This is a genomic window from Duganella sp. Dugasp78 (assembly GCF_059491455.1).
On the sequence record NZ_CP168506.1, the window covers coordinates 6,643,653 to 6,662,819 of the forward strand.

General features: G+C 67.1%; 15 protein-coding genes. 4 read left to right on the forward strand and 11 right to left on the reverse strand.

Annotated elements, in window-relative coordinates:
- Nucleotides 1-11: 11 nt before the first annotated feature.
- The 6 genes from ACEN9O_RS29485 to ACEN9O_RS29510 all read right to left on the reverse strand — a co-directional run bounded on the left by ACEN9O_RS29485 (nucleotide 12) and on the right by ACEN9O_RS29510 (nucleotide 6,906).
- Nucleotides 12-389 (reverse strand): response regulator, encoded by a 378-nt coding sequence (locus ACEN9O_RS29485; protein WP_495615332.1) that lies wholly within the window; start codon nucleotides 387-389, stop codon nucleotides 12-14.
- Nucleotides 386-3,013 (reverse strand): ATP-binding protein, encoded by a 2,628-nt coding sequence (locus ACEN9O_RS29490; RefSeq protein ID WP_495615333.1) that lies wholly within the window; start codon nucleotides 3,011-3,013, stop codon nucleotides 386-388. Before ACEN9O_RS29490 ends, ACEN9O_RS29485 begins: the two co-directional genes overlap by 4 nt.
- 28 nt (nucleotides 3,014-3,041) lie before the next feature.
- Nucleotides 3,042-3,848, reverse strand: a complete 807-nt coding sequence (locus tag ACEN9O_RS29495; protein WP_495615334.1) for a substrate-binding periplasmic protein — start codon at nucleotides 3,846-3,848, stop codon at nucleotides 3,042-3,044.
- A gap of 15 nt (nucleotides 3,849-3,863) precedes the next feature.
- Nucleotides 3,864-5,318 (reverse strand): Ppx/GppA phosphatase family protein, encoded by a 1,455-nt coding sequence (locus ACEN9O_RS29500; protein WP_495615335.1) that lies wholly within the window; start codon nucleotides 5,316-5,318, stop codon nucleotides 3,864-3,866.
- Nucleotides 5,319-5,441: 123 nt separating this feature from the next.
- The gene (locus ACEN9O_RS29505) at nucleotides 5,442-6,617 is read right to left on the reverse strand and encodes a GGDEF domain-containing protein (RefSeq protein ID WP_495615336.1); all 1,176 of its coding nucleotides are present in this window, start codon (nucleotides 6,615-6,617) and stop codon (nucleotides 5,442-5,444) included.
- A gap of 13 nt (nucleotides 6,618-6,630) precedes the next feature.
- Nucleotides 6,631-6,906: a hypothetical protein gene (locus ACEN9O_RS29510; protein WP_495615337.1), complete on the reverse strand. Its 276-nt coding sequence runs from the start codon at nucleotides 6,904-6,906 to the stop codon at nucleotides 6,631-6,633.
- Nucleotides 6,907-7,042: 136 nt separating this feature from the next.
- On the opposite strand from ACEN9O_RS29510, the gene ACEN9O_RS29515 reads away from it, so the two are divergent.
- Both ACEN9O_RS29515 and ACEN9O_RS29520 read left to right on the forward strand, forming a co-directional pair.
- The gene (locus tag ACEN9O_RS29515) at nucleotides 7,043-7,801 is read left to right on the forward strand and encodes a spermine/spermidine synthase domain-containing protein (protein ID WP_495615338.1); all 759 of its coding nucleotides are present in this window, start codon (nucleotides 7,043-7,045) and stop codon (nucleotides 7,799-7,801) included.
- Between the two features lie 105 nt (nucleotides 7,802-7,906).
- Nucleotides 7,907-10,750 carry a bifunctional diguanylate cyclase/phosphodiesterase gene (locus tag ACEN9O_RS29520; RefSeq protein ID WP_495615339.1) on the forward strand — a complete coding sequence of 948 codons (2,844 nt, stop codon included), beginning with the start codon at nucleotides 7,907-7,909 and terminating at the stop codon, nucleotides 10,748-10,750.
- A 15-nt stretch (nucleotides 10,751-10,765) separates the two neighbouring features.
- On the opposite strand, the gene ACEN9O_RS29525 is transcribed toward ACEN9O_RS29520, so the two are convergent.
- From ACEN9O_RS29525 to ACEN9O_RS29540, 4 genes are read right to left on the reverse strand one after another with little or no spacing between them, the layout of a single operon-like run.
- Nucleotides 10,766-11,254 (reverse strand): MgtC/SapB family protein, encoded by a 489-nt coding sequence (locus ACEN9O_RS29525; protein ID WP_495615340.1) that lies wholly within the window; start codon nucleotides 11,252-11,254, stop codon nucleotides 10,766-10,768.
- Entirely contained in the window at nucleotides 11,247-11,777 is a 531-nt protein-coding gene (locus ACEN9O_RS29530) for an SET domain-containing protein (RefSeq protein WP_495615341.1), read from the reverse strand. The genes ACEN9O_RS29525 and ACEN9O_RS29530 overlap by 8 nt, the downstream gene beginning before the upstream one ends.
- A gap of 14 nt (nucleotides 11,778-11,791) precedes the next feature.
- Nucleotides 11,792-12,070, reverse strand: a complete 279-nt coding sequence (locus tag ACEN9O_RS29535; protein ID WP_495615342.1) for a KTSC domain-containing protein — start codon at nucleotides 12,068-12,070, stop codon at nucleotides 11,792-11,794.
- Between the two features lie 9 nt (nucleotides 12,071-12,079).
- On the reverse strand, nucleotides 12,080-12,559 hold the full coding sequence (locus ACEN9O_RS29540; RefSeq protein WP_495615343.1) for an acyl-CoA thioesterase: 480 nt from the start codon (nucleotides 12,557-12,559) through the stop codon (nucleotides 12,080-12,082).
- Nucleotides 12,560-12,834: 275 nt separating this feature from the next.
- Here ACEN9O_RS29540 and ACEN9O_RS29545 point away from each other — a divergent pair, with 275 nt between their 5' ends.
- Nucleotides 12,835-14,148, forward strand: a complete 1,314-nt coding sequence (locus ACEN9O_RS29545; RefSeq protein WP_495615344.1) for a M16 family metallopeptidase — start codon at nucleotides 12,835-12,837, stop codon at nucleotides 14,146-14,148.
- Between the two features lie 4 nt (nucleotides 14,149-14,152).
- Nucleotides 14,153-15,556 (forward strand): M16 family metallopeptidase, encoded by a 1,404-nt coding sequence (locus tag ACEN9O_RS29550; protein WP_495615345.1) that lies wholly within the window; start codon nucleotides 14,153-14,155, stop codon nucleotides 15,554-15,556.
- A gap of 108 nt (nucleotides 15,557-15,664) precedes the next feature.
- Here ACEN9O_RS29550 and ACEN9O_RS29555 read toward each other — a convergent pair whose 3' ends face one another.
- On the reverse strand, nucleotides 15,665-19,093 hold the full coding sequence (locus tag ACEN9O_RS29555) for a response regulator (protein WP_495615346.1): 3,429 nt from the start codon (nucleotides 19,091-19,093) through the stop codon (nucleotides 15,665-15,667).
- Between the last annotated feature and the right edge of the window lie 74 nt (nucleotides 19,094-19,167).

Below are 19,167 nucleotides of genomic sequence, written 5' to 3' on the forward strand. Positions count from 1 at the left end.
TTTTGCTTGTCCTAACGCAAATGCAGGGCGACGCGGGCAAATAAAATGTCGGGATTGACGGGCTTGCGCAAGAAATCCACAGCGCCCAGGCTCAGCCCCATGGCCTCGTCCTCGGACTGGCTTTTCGCCGTCAGGAACAGCACTGGAATGGCGCTGCTGTGCGCATCGGCCTTGAGGCGGCGGCACGTCTCGAAGCCGTCCATCTCCGGCATCATGATGTCGAGCAGGATCAGGTCCACCGGCGAGGCCGCGACAATTTGCAGCGCCGTCGCGCCGCTGGTGGCGACCTTGGTGTTGTACTTGTCCTTCAGCAGATTGGACAGCAGCGTGATATTGTCCGGCGTGTCGTCGACGATCAATATGGTCGGCCGCTTGGTTTTCTCGTTCATGGTCCCTCCTGTTCTCCAGCTACCGCCGCCAGCAGTTTTCCGGCGGCCTCGAATTCATAATGCGCCATATGGCCGGCCAGGCGGCTCATCGTCACCGGCGGCAGCAGCGCCGCCAGCGCTGCCTGCACGCTGCCGAAATAGTCCACGCTGTCGCCGCTGAAGTCCGCCAGCAGCGCGCGCAGTTCGGCCAGCGCCAGCTGCGGATCGACCTGGCCGGCGTCGGCGCGCGGCGGCAGCGGCGGTATCGCCTTCATCGACACGCCCAGCCAGCGCGACAACACGCTGAACAGCCGCTGCGGATCGACCGGCTTGGTGATGTAGTCCTGCATCCCCTCCTCCATGCAGCGCGCCTCCACGCCGGCCAGCGCGTGCGAGGTCAGTGCGATCACCGGCAGCTCGCTGAAGCGGCTGTCCTGGCGCAGCAGGCGCGTGGCCTCGTGGCCGTTCATCACCGGCATGCCCAGGTCCATCAGCACCAGGTCGTAGGTGCCGGGATCGGCGGCCTGCAGGCGGTCCAGCGCCTCGCGGCCGTTGCCCACCACCTCGACCACGATGCCCTGCAACTCCAGCAGCTCCACCGTCACATCCTGGTTGTCGGGGCTATCCTCGGCCAGCAGCACGCGCGCCGCGCGGCGCGGCGACGCCTGCAGCGTCAGGTCGCCCACCGGCCCGTGGTGCACCGCCGCCTGCACCGCCACCGCCGCCGCGTCGGACAGCGTGAACTGAAGGTCGAAGTGGAAGGTCGAACCGCGATCCGGCTCGCTCTCGACTTCGATGCGCCCGCCCATCAGCCGCACCAGCTGCTGCGAAATCGACAGCCCCAGGCCGGTGCCGCCGTAGTGCCGCGTGGTCGAGCCGTTGGCCTGGCTGAAGGCATGGAACAACCTGGCCTTCTGCTGCTGCGTCATGCCGATGCCGGTGTCGCGCACCGAGAAGCGCAGCGTGGCCTTGCCGTCCACGGCCTCGGCGCCACCGACTTCGCAGCGCAATTCCAGCTCGCCCTCGGCCGTGAACTTGACCGCGTTGTTGGCCAGGTTGACCAGCACCTGCCCCAGCCGCAGCGGATCGCCCACCAGGAAGCGCGACACGTCGGGCGCGGTCGACACCAGGTAGCGCAGGTGCTTGTCGGCGGCGCGCTGCGCGGTCACGCTGGAGACGTGGTCCAGCACCTCCTCCAGCACGAAGGGAATCGCCTCCACCTCCAGCCGCCCCGCCTCGATCTTCGAAAAATCCAGGATGTCGTTGATGATACCCAGCAGCGACAAGGCGGCGCGATGGATCTTGCTGATGTATTCGTGCTGCTTGGGCGTCAACTCGGTGCGCAGCGCCAGGTAGGCCATGCCGATCACGGCGCTCATCGGGGTGCGGATCTCGTGGCTCATATTGGCCAGGAATTCCGACTTGGCGATGTTGGCCGCCTCCGCCGCCACATTGGCGCTGACCAGCTTTTGCTCGCGCTCGCGGCGGTCGCTGATGTCGCGGATGAAGGCGCAGAACTCGTAGCTGTCCTGCCCTTCCGACTTGACCTGGGTGATCGCCAGCTCGATCGGGAACTCCTCGCCGTTGCGGCGCAGCGCCGCCACCTCGATGCGGGCGTCGAGCACGGGGGCGCTGCCGCCGCCGGCAATGTAGCGCTGCATGCCGCGCCGGTGGTCGTAGCGGTAGCGCGCCGGGATGATGGTCTGGTCCAGCGCCAGGCCCAGCGCCTCTTCACGGCTCCAGCCGAAGATGCGCTCGGCCTGCGCGTTCCAGCCGACGATGCGGCCGGCCAGGTCCATGCGCACCACCGCGTCGAGCGCGGTGTCGAGGATGGTTTGCAGCTTGGCCTGGCTGTCGCCCAGCTGCCGCATGGAGCTGGTCAGCTCCGCGGTGCGGGCGGCGATGCGCAGTTCCAGGTCGTTGTTCAACTCGCGCAGTTCCTGCTCGGCGTCGCGCAGCCGGGTCAGCGTGTCGCGGAAGCGCAGCACGGCGCTGGACAGGCGTCCCACCTGGTCCTCGCGGCCGATGCCGGAGAGTTTGATGTCGGTCTCGCCGCGCGTCAGCTTTTCCAGGCCGCCCTGGATGTCGGCGAACGGCCGCGCCGCGCGCCGTCCCACCACGAAGATCGACAGCACGATGCCCAGCGCCAGCAGCAGGTTGGCGGCCACCGTGTTGTAGATCTGGCGCCGCAGGTCCTGGTCGATCTGCTGGCGCGAGAAAGCCAGGTCGATGGAGCCGACCGGATAGCTGCGGCGGACGTCGGTAAAGCTGATGTCGCGGTGCACCTTGATCGCCGCCACCGGCTCGCGCAGCGGCGAGACATAGCTGGCCAGTTCCGCGCCGTTGGGCGCCAGCACCCGCAGCACCAGCACCTCCGGCGTGGCGCCGGAGGCGTCGACCACGCTGGAGACGGCCGCACTGTTGATGTCGAACAGCGGCCGCGCCAGCGCCTGCGACAGCACCGCCGCCAGCCGTTCGGCGCGTTCACGCAGGTTTTGTTCGGCCTCGCTCCTGAGCGTCTGCATCACATACGTGGTGTAGATGGCGGTGGACACGGCCACCGACACGAAGATGCCAAAGCCCAGCCGCAGCAGGATGTTGCGGCGCCAGGCGCGGCGCAGGCGCGCCAGCAGGCCGCCGCTCAACGCCGGCTCCAGCACATGCGCCGGCGCATCAATGACGCACTCCTTCGGCCGCTTCCAGCTTGTGGTAGGCCGCGCTGTTGCGGGCTTCCTCGATGGCTTGCCAGATGCGCTCCGCCAGCTGCGGCCGCGCCGCCACCATGCCGTGCGAGAGGATCAGGAAGTACGGCTTCTCGATGATGGGGATGGGCAGTTCCTCCAGCTGCGGTGCCAGCGGCCCGTGCATCAAGCCGTGGGCGTCGCTGCCGCCGATCGCCGCCGCCGCGATGCGGCCGGCGATCAGCTTGCGCGCCAGTTCGTCGGCGCGCTGGCTGCCCTCGTCCACCTCGACGTTCTGCGCGCGCAGCACGTCGCCCACCGAGTAGCCCAGCTGGAAGCCGATGGCGCCGTCCAGGTTGCGGAAGCTCTTGCCATCCCATTCGACCTTGCTGCCTTTTTTGCGTACCACGACGTAGCTGTCGATGTGCATGCGTTTGCTGGCGTCGATCTGCTGGCCGCCCGGATACTCGCCCAGCTCGCGCCGGTCCGGCTTGTAGCTGACGGCGAAGGCGCCGTCGACGGCGTTGGCTTTGAGCTCGGCCAGGCAGCGCTTCCATGGGATGCTCTGGTAATCGAAGCGGATGTCGAGCCGCTGCTCGACCATCTTGAGCAGCGCGAAATTCAGGCCGCCACCCTGCTCGGTGCGCCACGGCCGCACGTCCTGCTGCTCGAAGCACAGGACGACGCCCTCCTTCTTGCCGGCCGCGCCGGCCGGCGATGCCAGCGACAGCAGCGCCAGCGCCAGGGGCAGCGCAAGCAATGCGCCGGCGCAGCTGCGATAGATGCCGTCGTTCGTCATGGACCTCCCCTGCGATTAGCCGATGGTGCGGATGCTGAAGTCTACTCCAACTTCATCCCACTGCTCCTGCTCCTTCTCGAGCCAGTAGGACAGGGTGGGATGGTCGCCTATCCACTCGCGGCGGATTTCCAGCTCGATGCGGCTCTTCATGCGCAGCTTGATCAGCGTGAAGTCGACATCCATGCGCGAGTGCATGAACAGCACCGCCAGCCGCAGCGCCACCACCGCCTTGACGAAGTCCGGCTCCGCCAGCGCCTCGGCCACCTTGCGCAGGTTGCCCTTGTGGGCGGCGATCAAACGGCCCATGGTCTTCTGCTCGCGCGCGGTGAAGCCCGGCAGGTCGGCGTTCTCGATCATGTAGGCGGCATGCTTGTGGTAGCCGGTGTGCGACACCACCATGCCCATCTCGTGCAGCAGCGCGCTCCAGTACAGGTGGCGGGTGTACTGGTCGCCGGCCGGCTTGGTCTGCATGTACAGCGCCAGCGCGTCGTCGGCCACGCGGTTGGCGCGCCGCTCGTCGCAATGGAACCTGACCAGGCAGGCCTGCACCGACTGTTCGCGGCGGTCACGCTTGGTCGAACGCAGGTGCAGGTCCCACATCACGCCCATGCGCAGGCCGGCCTCGATCGGCTGCACCACCGGGATATCGAGCTCGCGCACCAGTCCTATCAGGATCGCCAGGCCGCCGATGATGGTGCCGGCGCGGTCCGGGCGCAGGCCGGCCATCTCGATCCGGCTGACGTGGCCGAATTCGATGAAGCGCTGCTTGAGCGCGGCGAGCGTGTTGATATTGACTTCGCGGCCGATGCCGTTCTTGACGATGATGTCGGCGATGGTGCGGGCGGTGCCGGAGGAGCCGTAGCACTGCTTCCAGTACTGCGGATGATAAGGCGGCGCGGCGTCCTCGAAATGGCTGCGCGCCGACAGGATGGCCGCCTCGAACGAGGGGCCGTCAACCCGGCCGCCGATGAAGAACGACAGGCTTTGCTTGACCGTGCCGACGCTGAACGATTCGACCCGCTCGATCTCCTGGCCGCGCCCCAGTATCAACTCGGTGGAGCCGCCGCCGATGTCGATCACCAGCCGCCGTTCGCCCGGCAGCGCCAGCGCGTTGGCCACGCCCATGTAGATCAGGCGCCCCTCCTCCTCGCCGGAGATGATCTCGATCGGGTGGCCGATCGCCAGTTCGGCTTCGGGCAGGAAGGCGGCGGAATTGCGCGCCACCCGCATGGCCGACGTGGCCACCACCCGCACGCTATCGAGCTTGTAGGCTGCCAGCACGGCGCGGAAGTTCTTCAGGCAGGCCAGCGCGGCCTGCATGGCGGCGGCGCTCAGGTTGCCCTTGTCGTCCAGCCCCGCGGCCAGGCGGATAGGCTCGCGCACGGATTTCAGGACGCGGATCGCCTCCCCGTCATGCTTGCCGATGTGGAGACGAAAACTGTTGGAACCCAGATCTACTGCTGCGTACATATTTGAAAGCCTCTCTCGGCAAACGGCAACGAAGGCTCGCGGATGAATCAAACTAAACGATTTACATGATTATAATCACGATAAGCGCAGTTTGTTACCGGCTGATGACAGGGATGTGGCAATTCAGGCTTCCAGCGCTCCGGCGCCGGCCTGCGCTTCGGCCACGCGGTTGCGGCCGGCCTGCTTGGCCACTTGCAGCGCCTCGTCGGCGCGCTTGAACAGGCTGACGGTGGTGTCGTCGGCGCGGATGGTGGTCACGCCCAGGCTGGCGGTCATGTTGATGACGGCTTTTTCCGCCTTCACCGGCTGCGCCGCGACGGCGTTGCGGATGCGCTCGGCCACCGTCAGCGCGTCCTCCAGCGAGGTGCGCGGCAGCTGGATGGCGAATTCGGCGCCGCCCAGGCGGCCCATCAGGTCGCTGTCGCGCAGCTGTTTTTTGCAGACGTCGACCATGGCCTTGAGCACCAGGTCGCCCACCGGGTGGCCATAGTTGTCGTTGACGCGCTTGAAATGGTCCAGGTTGAGGATGATCAGCGCGGTCGGCATGCCGGGCCGGCGCGCCAGCGCGATCCACGGCGTCAGCGTCTGGTAGAAGCCGCGCCGGTTCGGCACGTCGGTCAGGGCGTCCACCACTTCCAGCCGCGCCAGCTCGCCTTGTTGCTGCTCGCGGGTCAGCAACAGGTAGCCGAAGGCGTTACACAACATCATCAGGTACAGCGCGGCGATGCCGACGCCCTGGATCAGCGCCGGGCTGACCCAGCCCCAGCCGCCCGGCAGCAGCGCCGTCAGCAGGCCGCGCGCCATCACGGCCAGCGCCAGCAGCAGCGAGGACAGCACCAGGTAGCGCCGCAGCAGGGTGCCGGCGCGCCAGCCCCGGCCCAGCGCGGCGGCGCCGGCAATGAAGAAGAAGCCGACGATCAGCGAGGCGACGGCGATGCGCGTGGCGGCCGGCAGCTCCAGCAGCCAGGCGCCGGCGAACACGCCGATCGCCGCGCCCAGCGCCGGCAGCAGGTAGCGCCGCCAGACGCGGCGCCCGGCCTGCTCCCACAGCGCCGAGGCGTCCAGCGCGTAGCCGGCGAACAGCAGGGCGTTGGCGACCGGGATGGTCAGGAAGTCCGGCAGCGTGCCGCGCAGGAACAGCAGGCCCCAGGCCACGGCCTGGCACTGCTTGGCCATGCCCCAGGTGGCGGCCGCCGCCGGCAGCCCGTCGCGGCGCCGCTCCTGCTCAAAAAAGAACAGCGCCGCGCACAGGCTCAGATTGCCCAGCGCCAGCGCCAGTACCAGGGTTTTTATATCCATGACCTGGGGCGGGTCAGACCTCGTGCTCGACGTTGGTGCTGCCGTCGCCCATCTTGCTGGCCCAGGCTTGGGCGAAATAGGCTTTTTCGTCGTCGGTCGGGGCGTCGTGCCAGAACACGATCAGCGTGCCCTTGTGGTCGTGCATCTGGCTGACTTTTTCGATAAAGGACTGCTTGCCGGCCATGTCGGCCAGCGCCACCACGTAGCCATAGACGCGGGTCAGCCGCTCCAGGCGGTCAGGCTCGGTGAAGCTGTTGGTGGCGGTAAGCGTGGGGTGGTCTAAAAACATCGTCTCTGTCTCCAAGGGGGCCGCCGGACGGGCTGGCCTATGCTATCGCCAATGTACCTACAAATGTTGCTTCTGTAAATGCAATGTGGCTTACTGGCCGGCATGCTACTATAAATTGACCTGGCAGATCCACAATATGACCGTTCCCCCGCCCTCCCACCCGCCGCAAGTGCATACGCGCGGCGACAAGCGCTCGCTGGAATTCCAGCCCGGTATGGTCCAGAGCGAGATGCGCCTGTCGCGGCCCGACGACCTCGTGCTCAGCTACGCGCGCGCGATGATGTGCTTTGTGCTGTTCCAGCCTCAGCCGGAGCACATCGTCATGGTCGGGCTGGGCGGCGGTTCGCTGGCCAAGTTCTGCTACCGCTACCTGCCGCACAGCCGCATCACCGTGCTGGAGCTGCGCGCCGACGTGATCGCCCTGCGCGACCAGTTCGCCATCCCGCGCGACAACGCGCGCTTCCGCATCATCCAGGCCGACGCCACCGCCTACATGGCCGGCCTGAACGGCGCCGCCGACGTGCTGCTGGTGGACGGCTTCGACGCCGACGGCCTGCCGCCGGCGCTGGGCAGCGCCGCCTTCTACGCCGACTGCCGCCGCGCGCTGCGGCCCGGCGGCGTGATGGTGGCCAATATCTTCAGCTACGATCCGCAGTACGGCCCCATGCTGCGGCGCCTGCGCGAGACCTTCCAGGGCCGCATCTGCTGGTTCCGCGGCATCGCCGGCAACAACCGCATCCTGTTCGCGGTCAAGGGCGGCCAGCCGTCGCCGGCGCTGGCCATGCAGCAGAAGGTGGCGCGCAGCCACGGCCTCGGCTTCGCCCTGTTCAACCGCCTGCTGGCGCACTGGATCGTGCTGCGCCTGCGCTGGGGCGCCGGAGCGTGGCTTGCATAAGACAATCGCCATGGGCCGGGCAACCCAAATTACTGTCACAAAAGCACGACTTGTGACAAACTAGTTTCATCCGCCAGCCCGGCTGTCCCCCACAGAAAGCGCCGCATGCCGCCGTTCGTCAAGTCACCGCCGTTCTCGCTGGCCGCGACGCTGACCCTGGTCACCGGGATGGCCGTCACCGGCCTGCTGTTCGTGGCGGTCAGCGCGCTGGAATACAGCAAGATGGAACTCAGTTTCCAGCAGCGCGCCCAAGCGCGGGCGGCCGCCATCCGCGGCGGCCTGGACGACACGCTGGAACTGGTCACCATCCTCAACGACTTGTTCAAGTCGGTGGGGCCGGTCAGCCGCGAGCAGTTCGGCGACTTCACCCGGCCGCTGCTGGCGCGCTATCCCTTCGTGCAGGCGTTCAACTACCATCGCGTGCTGGACGACGACGAGGCGCGCCGCCACGCCGCCGCGCTGCAGCAGCGCTATCCCGGCTACGCGATGTTCGACGGCGGCCGCCTGCCGCTGTCGCCGCGGCCGCAGCATGCGATCGTCGACTACCTGGAGCCGCTGGCCGGCAACGAGGCGGCGTTCGGGCTGGACGTGATGTCGCTGGGGCCGATGTCCAACACCATCAACCAGGCGGTGGCGGCCGGCGCGGTCATGGCCACGCCGCTGCTGCGGCTGGTGCAGGAGCGCGGCAACCAGCAAGGCTTCGTGCTGCTGATGCCGGTCTACCGCCCCGGCGCGCAAACGGCCACGGCGGCGCAACGGCGCGCGGCGTGGATAGGCAATACCGGCGCCGTCATCCGCTCCACCGATCTGATCCACAAGATCCTGTATGCCGCCAACCTGCTGGACGACAATTCGCTGGTGGTGCGGGTCTACGTCGGCGACGACGTCCGGCCGGACAACCTGATCTACAGCCTGGGCCAGCCGGCCGGGCAGACGGCGGCGGCCAAGCCCCTGCAGCGCTGGCTGGCGTTCGATTACCACGACCTCTACACCAGCACCTTCAGCGCGGCCGGCAAGGCCTGGCACGTGCAGGTGGCGCCGCGCTCCCCGCCCTTCCTGGCCAACCACCTCGGTTCGCTGTCGACCCTGACCGGCGGCCTGCTGTTCTCGCTGCTGACAACGGCCTTCGTCAACTCGCTGGCGCGCCGCTCGGTGCGGGTGCAGCGGCTGGTGGACGAGCGCACCCGCGCCCTGCAGCTGAGCAACGAGCGCCTGAACGACGACGTCGCCGCCCGCAAGCGCACCGAGCAGGCGTTGCAGGAAAGCGAGCTGCGCTTCCGCCGCCTGCTGGCGCTGTCGTCCGACTGGTACTGGGAGCAGGACGAGCAATTCCGCTTCACCAGCATCACCGGCGGCTTCTTCGACAAGGGCAAGCAGGACCCCGACGACTTCATCGGCAAGACGCGCTGGGAACACCATCCCGAAATGCTGCAGGCGCGCTGGGGGCAGGACCATATCGCGCTGCTGGAGGCGCACCAGCCCTTCCTCAACTTCGACTACGCGCTGCCCGGCACCGACGGCCAGCAGCACTGGTTCAGCATCAGCGGCGAGCCGCTGTTCGACCAGGACGGCGCGTTCAAGGGCTATCGCGGCACCGGCACCGACATCACCGAGCGCAAGCTCTCCGAGCAGCGCATCCACCACATCGCCCACCACGACGTGCTGACCGGCCTGCCCAACCGCGTGCTGCTGCAGGACCGGCTGACGCAGGCGGCCGCCTTCGCCAACCGCAGCGGCATCCCGCTGTGGGTGATGCTGATCGACCTGGACCGCTTCAAGTTCGTCAACGACAGCCTGGGCCACAAGGCCGGCGACCTGCTGCTCAAGACCGTGGCCCAGCGCCTGCAGGACAGCGTGCGCGAAAGCGACACCGTGGCGCGCCTGTCCGGCGACGAGTTCGTCGCCATCCTCACCGAGTACCCGGACGAGGCGCTGTCGCTGGACGTCACCCAGCGCATCATGCGGGCGGTGGCGCAGCCGGTGCTGCTGGAGGGCAAGGAGTTCTTCGTCACCTGCTCGATCGGCGTGGCGGTCTACGACCCGGACGGCACGCCGGCGCAGCGCCTGATCGAGCACGCGGACATCGCCATGTACCGCGCCAAGAAGCTGGGCCGCAACAACACGCAGTTCTACCAGCCGGCCATGAACGAGGAGGCGCTGGAGCGGGTGCGCATCGAGACGGCGCTGCGCAGCGCGCTCGAGCGCGACGAATTCGTGCTGCACTACCAGCCGCAGGTGGACCTGCGCAGCGGCCGCGTGGTCGGCATGGAGGCGCTGATACGCTGGCGGCATCCCGAGCTGGGCATGGTGGCGCCCGACCGCTTCATCGGCCTGGCCGAAGAGACCGGCCTGATCGTGCCGATCGGCGCCTGGGTGCTGGCCACCGCCTGCGCGCAGGCCAAGGCCTGGCAGGACGCCGGCCATGGGCCACTGCGGATCGCGGTCAACCTGTCGCCGCGCCAGTTCGGCGAGCCGAACCTGCTGGCCTCGATCGCCCAGGTGCTGGAGCAGACCGGCCTGCCGCCGTCCTGCCTGGACATCGAGCTGACCGAGGGCCTGTTCATGCACGACGTGGCGCTGGCGGTGGAGTTGCTGCACAAGCTCAAGGCGCTGGGCCTGGCCTTGTCGATCGACGATTTCGGCACCGGCTATTCAAGCCTGTCCTACCTGCGCAAATTCCCGATCGACGTGCTGAAGATCGACCGCTCCTTCGTCAGCGACATCGGCGCCGACGACCAGGCGGCCATCGTGGTGTCCATCATCGCGCTGGCCCACAACCTCAAGCTGCGCGTGATCGCCGAGGGCGTGGAGAGCGCGGCGCAGCTCGATTACCTGAGGCTGAACGGCTGCGACGAGATCCAGGGTTATTACTTCAGCCAGCCGGTGCCGGTGGCGGCCTTCGAACAGCTGCTGGTCGCGGGCAAGCAGCTGCAAACGGCGACGACCTAGCGGCACGCCGCACCCCTATTCGTTGTGCAGATCGCTTTCCGCCCTTTCCTTTTCGCTCATGCCCAGCCAGCGCCGGTGCAGCATGCGCTCCAGCGGATTTCCCAGGAAAAACAGCAGCAGCACCAGCACCAGGCCGATGCCGGCCACCTGCCAGGCGCCCATGCCGCAGATGATGCCGATGCCCGCCGTCACCCAGATCGACGCCGCGGTGGTCAGGCCCTTGATCTTGGAGGTCTCGTGGTGGAATACGATCACGCCGGCGCCCAGGAAACCGATGCCGGTGATGACGCCTTGTATGGTCCGGCTCAGCGCGTCGTGGCTGAATTCGCCGGAGACCGAGGCGAATTCCATGCTGGCCGTGGTGACCAGCGCCGCGCCCAGGGCCACCAGCCCCATGGTTTTCATGCCGGTGGGCTTGCCGCGCAGGTTGCGCTCGATGCCGATGACGCAGCCGAACAGCAGCGCAATCACCAGCCGGCCGGCCACGCTCCAGTAATCAATCATGCGCGGTCTGCTTGCGGCGCCGCTTCTTGGGGGCCAGCATGGTGCCGGTGCAGCCCGGCGCGCCGCAGTGGCAGGCGAAGGAACGCTTGATGGCCGGCGTGTGGCGGCCGTCGTAGATCAGCGGATAGGAATAGCTCAGCTCTTCGCCGCGCTTGATGTCGTGCAGCGCGTAGATGTAGATGCGGCCCTCGTCCTCGATGGCCTGGCAGTTGGGCTCGCACGAGTGGTTGATGAAGCGCGCCTCGTTGCCCTGGTCGCCGCCGTCAATCACGTTGCCGTTGGCCAGGCTGAAGAAGAAGGTGTGGTTGTGCGGCATATCCTGCGCGGCCGCGCGTTCCAGCGCCTCCGACCACGGGATCTCGCGCCCCGTGTATTCGATCACGCATTCGCTGACCGCGATGTCGCGGCTGGCGAACACGCCCCGGCCATGCACCGGCGAGGTCCGGACGACGTAGGCCAGCTGGTCGGACAATACGGCGGGACTTTCCAGGACGTTTTCGGTGAGCATAAATTCAGTGAGCATTAATACGGATCAGGTTAAGTGGCGTCGCCGCCGGGCGGCTTGAACAGGTCTTCCAGCTCGGCGCGGCTGGTGGGCTTGCGCACCACGCCGCGCCGGCCGGTGAATTCATCCTCGATATTATCGCGATAATAGCTCCACGCGGCGCCCGATGTCGACAGCTTGCGCCACACCTCGTTGCCCACGCCCGAATAATCGATGGCGCTGCCGTCGTCGAACTCCACCCGCAGCATGCGGTCGCGCGCATCGTACCCGATGGCGCGCAGCTTGCCGGCATTGATGCGTTTCATTTCCATACAGCCTCCTCAGGCCTTGCGCGCTCCATGCACCATCTGGCGGGCCTGCTTGCGCAGCAGGGCCTGGTCCCAGCGCTGTTTCTGCTCTTCGGTTTCCGGCGCCAGCGGCGGCACCTCGACCGGCTTGCGGCTTTCGTCCACCGCCACCATCGTAAAGTAGCAGCTATTCGCGTGCCGCACCAGACGCTGTTGAATGTTTTCCGTCACCACGCGGATGCCCACCTCCATCGAGGTGCGGCCGGTGTAGTTGATCGATGCCAGGAAGGTCACCAGCTCGCCCACGTGGATAGGCTGCAGGAACATCACCTGGTCCACCGACAGCGTCACCACATAGCTGCCCGAATAGCGGCTGGCGCAGGCGTAGGCCACGCTGTCCAGGTACTTGAGGATGGTGCCGCCGTGGACGTTGCCGGAGAAATTGGCCATGTCCGGGGTCATCAGCACGGTCATGCTCAGTTCATGGGCGGTCCAGCTCATCGGTTTTTGCATTGCAGACTCCTTAGTTGTTTTCCCCATGCTATCCGCTAAGCTTGTCATTCGCAAATAGTTATCAAAAACAACTAGTGGACTGTAACGATTAAATTGGGAGCGAAGGACGCGCGGGCGGCGCGCAGGGCAAGGCGCAAAGCGCAGCGATAGCTAGCTATCGCGAGCATTTGCAACGCCGCCATGCGCGTCGCCTGCGCGGCAGGCGCTACCGATTTAAACGTTACAGTTCACTAACTTTATCGTATGCTTTGCGCTTCACGACCCAAGGAGCACTCATGAAATGGAAAGTCCTGGCCGCCAGCATCCTGCTTGGCGCGGCCGCCACCGCCCAGGCCGTCACGGCCGACGAGGTGCACACCTTCACCCTGGCCAACGGCATGAAGTTCATCGTGCTGGAATCGCACACCATCCCCAACGCCAATATGTACACGTTCTGGAAGGTCGGCTCGCGCAATGAGGCGCCCGGCATCACCGGCCTGTCGCACTTCTTCGAGCACATGATGTTCAACGGTTCGAAAAACTTCGGCCCGAAGATGTTCGACCGCACCATGGAGGCCCGGGGCGGCTCCAACAACGCCTACACCAGCAACGACCTGACCGTCTACCAGGACTGGTTCCCGGCCTCGTCGCTGGAGACCATCTTCACGCTGGAGAGCGACCGCATCGCCCACCTGACCATCGACCCGAAAATGGTGGCCAGCGAGCGCGGCGTGGTGCTGTCCGAGCGCAGCACCGGCCTGGAGAACTCCAACATCCGCGCGCTGCGCGAAGAGATCAACGGCGTCGCCTTCCAGGCCCATCCGTATTCGTGGCCGGTGATCGGCCACGAATCCGACATCAAGGCCTGGACCCAGGACGACCTGCAACGCTACTTCACCACCTACTACGCGCCCAACAACGCGGTGTCGGTGATCGTCGGCGACGTCAAGACCGACGAGGTCAAGAAGCTCGCCACCAAGTACTTCGGCGGCATCCCCAAGCGCGCGCTGCCGCCGGCCGTGCGCACCGTGGAGCCTGAACAGAAAGGCGAACGGCGCGTGTTCGTCGCCAAGGAATCGGCCACCTCGGCCAACTTGGTGGTGGCCTACAAGGTCCCGGCCGCCAACAGCGCCGACTACTACGCGCTGGAAGTGCTGCAAAGCATACTGGGCGACGGCAAGACCTCGCGCCTGTACAAGACGCTGGTCGAACAGCAGCTGGCCACCCAGGTCAGCGCCAGCAGCATGGACGGCTTCGATCCGGGCCTGCTCTACCTGTCGGCCGTGGCCACCGCCAGGACCGAGCCGGCGCAGCTGGAGAAAGCCCTGCTGGCCGAGGTCGACAACGTGGTCAGGAACGGCGTGACGGCCGACGAGCTGCAAAAGGTCAAGAACCAGAAGCTGCTGAACCTGTACCGCGAACAGGAGACCATCAACGGCAAGGCCCAGCAGCTGGGCAACTACGAGGTGTTCTTCGGCGACTACAAGAAAATGTTCGACGCCCCGGCCGCCTACGAAAAACTGACGACCGCCGATATCCAGGCGGTCGCCGCCAAATACCTGAAAAAATCGCAGCGCACCGTCGGCGTGCTGGCTGCGAAGGAGGATTGATCCGATGACCATCAAAGCAACCGTAATGGCCGCCGCCGTGCTGGCCGCCATCGGCACCGCGCCCACGGCCGGCGCCGCCGCAGCTGATTTCCGCCTGCCGGCGTTCGACACCGTGACCCTGCCCAACGGCCTGACCGTGTACCTGATGGAGCGCCACGAAGTGCCGCTGATCTCGGTGCGCGCCGTGGTCAAGGCCGGCGCCGTCAACGACGCCACGCAGCCCGGCCTGTCCAACCTGACCGGCGACGCCCTGCTGTTGGGCAGCACAGCCCACAACAAGACCGCCATCGACCAGGCCTTCGACTTCCGCGGCGCCCGCCTGGCAGGCGGCGCCGGCACCGAGGCCAGCACCGTGCAGGCCAACTTCGCCCGCGCCGACAGCGCCGCCCTGCTGCCGCTGTTTGCCGAGATCATCCAGCAGCCGAGCTTCGACGAAGCCGAGCTGGCCAAGCTGCGCGACCGCAAGGTCAACGGCCTGAAGCAGGCCAAGGAAGCGCCGCGCAACGTGGTGGGCAACTACTACCGCGCCATGCTGTTCGGCCAGGCGCCGTACGCGATTCCGGCCAGCGGCACGGTCAGCAGCGTGAGCGCGCTCAAGCAGGGCGACGTGCGGGGCTACTACCAGCACTACTACCGCCCGGACAACGCCGCCGTCATCGTGGTCGGCGACTTCCAGACGGCCGAGATGCGCAAGCAGATCGAATCGCTGTTCGGCGCGTGGCAGGCCAGCGGGCCGGCGCTGCCGCAGCAGGACAACGGCAAGGTTCAGGCCGACCAGGCGCGCGTGTGGCTGGTCAACAAGCCGGACGCGATCGAGACCACCTTCCTGATCGGCGGCCTCGGCATCGCCCGCAACGACCCGGACTACGTGCCGCTGCAGGTGCTCAACACCATCGTCGGCGGCCGCTTCACCTCGTGGCTCAACGACGAGCTGCGCGTCAACTCCGGCCTGACCTACGGCGCCCGCAGCGAGTTCGCTCCGCTGTCGCAGACCGGCACCTTCGCCATCTCCAGCTTCACCGCCCTGCCCAAGACCGGGGCGGCGCTGGCGTTGGCGCACAAGACCTACCAGCGCCTGTGGGACAAGGGCATCGACAAGGCCACGCTGGAGTCGGCCAAGGCCTACGTCAAGGGCCAGTTCCCGCCGCGCTACGAGACCAGCGAGCAGCTGGCCGGATTGCTGGGCGATATGTACGCGTACAAGGTGGGCCGCGAGCAGATCGACAACTTCATGAAGGATGTCGACAGCCTGACGCCGGAACGCGCCAAGGCGCTGGTGGACAAGCACTTCCCGCGCAAGAATCTGCAAACGGTGCTGGTGGGGAAAGCCGACGCCATCCGCGAGATCGCCAAGACCTACGGCACGGTGACCGAGCTGCAAATCAGCGCGGACGGCTTCCAGCCCTGACCCGTCATTCCCGCGCCTACCCGTCATTCCCGCGCAGGCGGGAATCCATGCTTCGCGTGATGTGACGCGGCGTATGGGTTCCCGCCTGCGCGGGAACGACTAAGAAAATCAAGCGGGCGTGCCGGTCGGGTCCAGCTGGCGCACCAGCTGTTCGACGTCGCCCACGACGGTGGGGATGGTGTCGATCACCAGCGCCATCTGGTCCCATGCGGCGGCGCTGGCGTCCGCCTTCAGGGCCTGCTCGGCCAGGTGCACCAGGCCCATCAGGCGATCGGCGCCCACCGTGCCGGCCAGGCCTCTCAGCGTGTGCAGCAAGGGCAGCGCGGCCTGGAGATCCTTCTCCGTGCAAGCGGCCTGCAGCTGGGCCGACATCTTGCCCGCCTCCATGGCGAAACTGCGCAGCGCCATCAGATACACCGAATACAGCCCGCCCAGCCGTTTCAACGCGGCGGCGCTGTTGATGCCGGCGTCCGGCAGCGGCGCCGTGCCGGCGGTGTCGCCGGCGGCATCGCCGATGCCTGCGCCCTCCACCGCCAGCGCCCCGCGCCGCGCGTGCCTCAGGATCACCGCGATCAACTGCGCCAGGTCGAAGGGCTTGCCGATGTGGTCGACCATGCCCGCGTCCAGCGCGGCGACGCGGTCGGCCGGCATGGCGTTGGCCGTCATCGCGACAATCGGCGGCGCCTGTGCGCCCAGCCTGCGCTGGATCGCCAGCGTCGCCTCGTAGCCGTCCATCTCCGGCATCTGGATGTCCATCAGGATCAGGTCCGGCAGCGGGCCGGGGCGCGACACGGCGGCGATCGCCATCTGGCCGGAACTGGCCACCTCGACTTGCGCGCCATCGTTGCCCAGCAGCTCGCTGGCCACTTGCTGGTTGGCCGGGTTGTCGTCCACCAGCAGCAAGCGCAAGCCGACCAGCCGCCGCAGCGACGGCAGCGCCACGGCGGCCAGCGGCGCCCGCTTTTCCATGCGCGCATCGGCCACCGCGTCGAACAGCATCGACGCCGTGACCGGCTTGACCACGAAGCCGTCCAGCACCGGCTCCATTTCCATGTGACGCTGCGCCAGCAGTTCGCGGTCGTGCGCGGTCACCATGACGATCAGCGGCAGCTTGCCGTGCGGCGCCAGCTTGCGGATCTCGCAACTGGTCTCCCAGCCGTCGAAGGCCGGCATGCGCCAGTCGATGAACACCACGTCGTAGGCGCGCTGCTGCACCATGCGTCCCGTCACGGCGGCCAGCGCCTCGCGGCCGCCGCCGACCACATCGACCTGCCAGCCGAACGACGCCGCCATCTCGCTGAGCACCATGCGCGCCACCGGATTGTCGTCCACCACCAGGCAGCTCAGCTCCTTCAGCAACGCTGGTTGCGCTGGCGCCGGCGGCGCCTCGGGCACCTCGGCCGGCGCCGGCATCACGCCGCAATCGACGGTGAAGGAAAACACGCTGCCCCGCCCCAGTTCGCTGCTCACGCTCAGCTCGCCACCCATCAGGCGCACCAGGCGCTGGCTGATCGCCAGGCCCAGGCCGGTGCCGCCGAAACGGCGCGCGGTCGAGGCCTCGGCCTGCGAGAAGCCGTCGAAGATGCGCAGGCGCTGCTCCGCCGAGATGCCGATGCCGCTGTCGCGGATGGAGAAGGCGACCGACAGCGTGGTGGCGCTGCGCGCCAGCAATTGCGCCGACAGCACCACCTCGCCCTGCTCGGTGAATTTGATGGCGTTGCCCGCCAGGTTGAGCAGGATCTGCTGCAGGCGCAAGGCGTCGCCCACCACCAGCGCCGGCAGCTGCGGATCGATGCGGAACAGCACTTCGATATTCTTGCTGCCGACGTTGGCCGACAGGATCACCGCCAGGTCGCGCCACAGTTTGTCGAACCGGAACGGGTACGGATCGAGCGCCAGCTTGCCGGCCTCCACCTTGGAAAAATCCAGCACGTCGTTGAGCAGGCCCAGCAGGGCGCTGGCGGCCGCATGGGCCTTGGCCGCGTAATCCTGCTGGCGCTCGTTCATCTCGGTCTGCTGCAGCAATTGCAGCATGCCCAGCACGGCGTTCATCGGCGAACGGATCTCATGGCTCATGTTGGCGACGAATTCGGACTTGGCGCGGCCGGCCTTGATGGCCTCCTCCTTGGCCAGCAGCAGCGCCTCGTGCGCGGCGCGCGTCTCGGTGTGGTCGGTGCTGCTGCCCACCCAGCCCAGCACCTTGCCGTCGCCATCCTTTTGCGGCAGCGCGTGGTTGTCGAAGATGCGCCAGGCGCCGTCGGCGCGGCGCAGCCGGCAATCGCAGCGGAAGGCGTCGCCCGCTGCGCTGGCGCGCCGCCATTCGGCCTGCAAGGCCGGGCGGTCGTCGGGGTGCAGCACCGGCGTCCAGTCGCCCGCCTCGACCATCCGCGCCGACGGCACGCCGCTGAAGCGCTCCCAATGGTGGCTCATGAAGTCCAGGCGCAGCGCCGGCGTCACGGTCCACACCATTTGCGGCAGTCCCTCGGTCAGCGAACGCCAGCGCGATTCCGAGGCCGTCAGCCGGGCCATCGACGCTTGCAGCGCGCGGTCGGCCTCCAGCAGCTGCAGCACCGCCTGGTATTGCTTGCGCATCGAATACCATACGCCCGCCAGCAAGGCCGCCGCGATGGCCGCCAGCATGCCGAGGAACAGCACGGCGTTGCGCACCTCCTTGCGCCACGGCGCCAGGAAATCCTCGCTGGCCAGCCCGACCACCACATAGATAGGATAGTTGCCGACGCGCGCCAGGCTCACCGTGCGCTCGCGCTCGTCGCGCTCGCTGAGAATGGTGTAGGTGTCGCCCTTTTGCTTGCCGTCCAGGATGGCCTGGGTTTGCGGCGAGACCGGGATGGTGCTGCCGATCTTCATGTTGTCGACCAGCGGATGGCGGTGCAGCACGCGGTGGCGGTCGTCCAGCAACACAATGGAGCCGTTGGCGCCGACGTTCAGCGACGAGAACAGTTCGGTCAGCCGCGAGCTGTTCATCAGCGCGTAGGCGGTGCCGCCGAAACTGCCGTCCGGCATGGCCAGCGGATAGACCAGCGGCAGCACCCATTCGCCGGTGATGCGTGATTTAACCGGCACGCCGACGATCAACTCGTGTTCGACCTTGGCGCGCGGGAAGAATTCGCGCGTGGACAGGTTCTGCGGATGGGCCGGATCGACCTGTTCGCCGTAGATCACGCGGCCGGCGGCGTCCGAGCCGCGCACCGCCTGCGCGTTCGGGATGCGTTCGCGCAGCGTGCGCAGGTAGGCGCTGAACTGCTCAGGGTCGAAGTGGCCGGTCGCCTGCATGGCGCGGAACTCCACGCCGGCGCGGCGCATCGCCAGGTCGACCTCTTCGATATGCGAGTGCAGGAAATTTTCCAGCGAGACGGCCAGGTTGTGGGCCGTCTCGGCCGCGTTGGCATAGTAGCGCGCCTGGCTCACCTGCAGCACATGGGCGACGAACAGCGACACCAGCAGCAGCACCGCGGCGACCGCCGCGACGAGCACGCCGAACAGCCTGCGGAATTTCTGCAACGTGTACAGTCTCATGGCGGCGGGCGCTCTGTTCTTGTTTTAATACCTCTACATTAAACCAAAAAAAACGCCCCGGGGAGCGTTTTTGT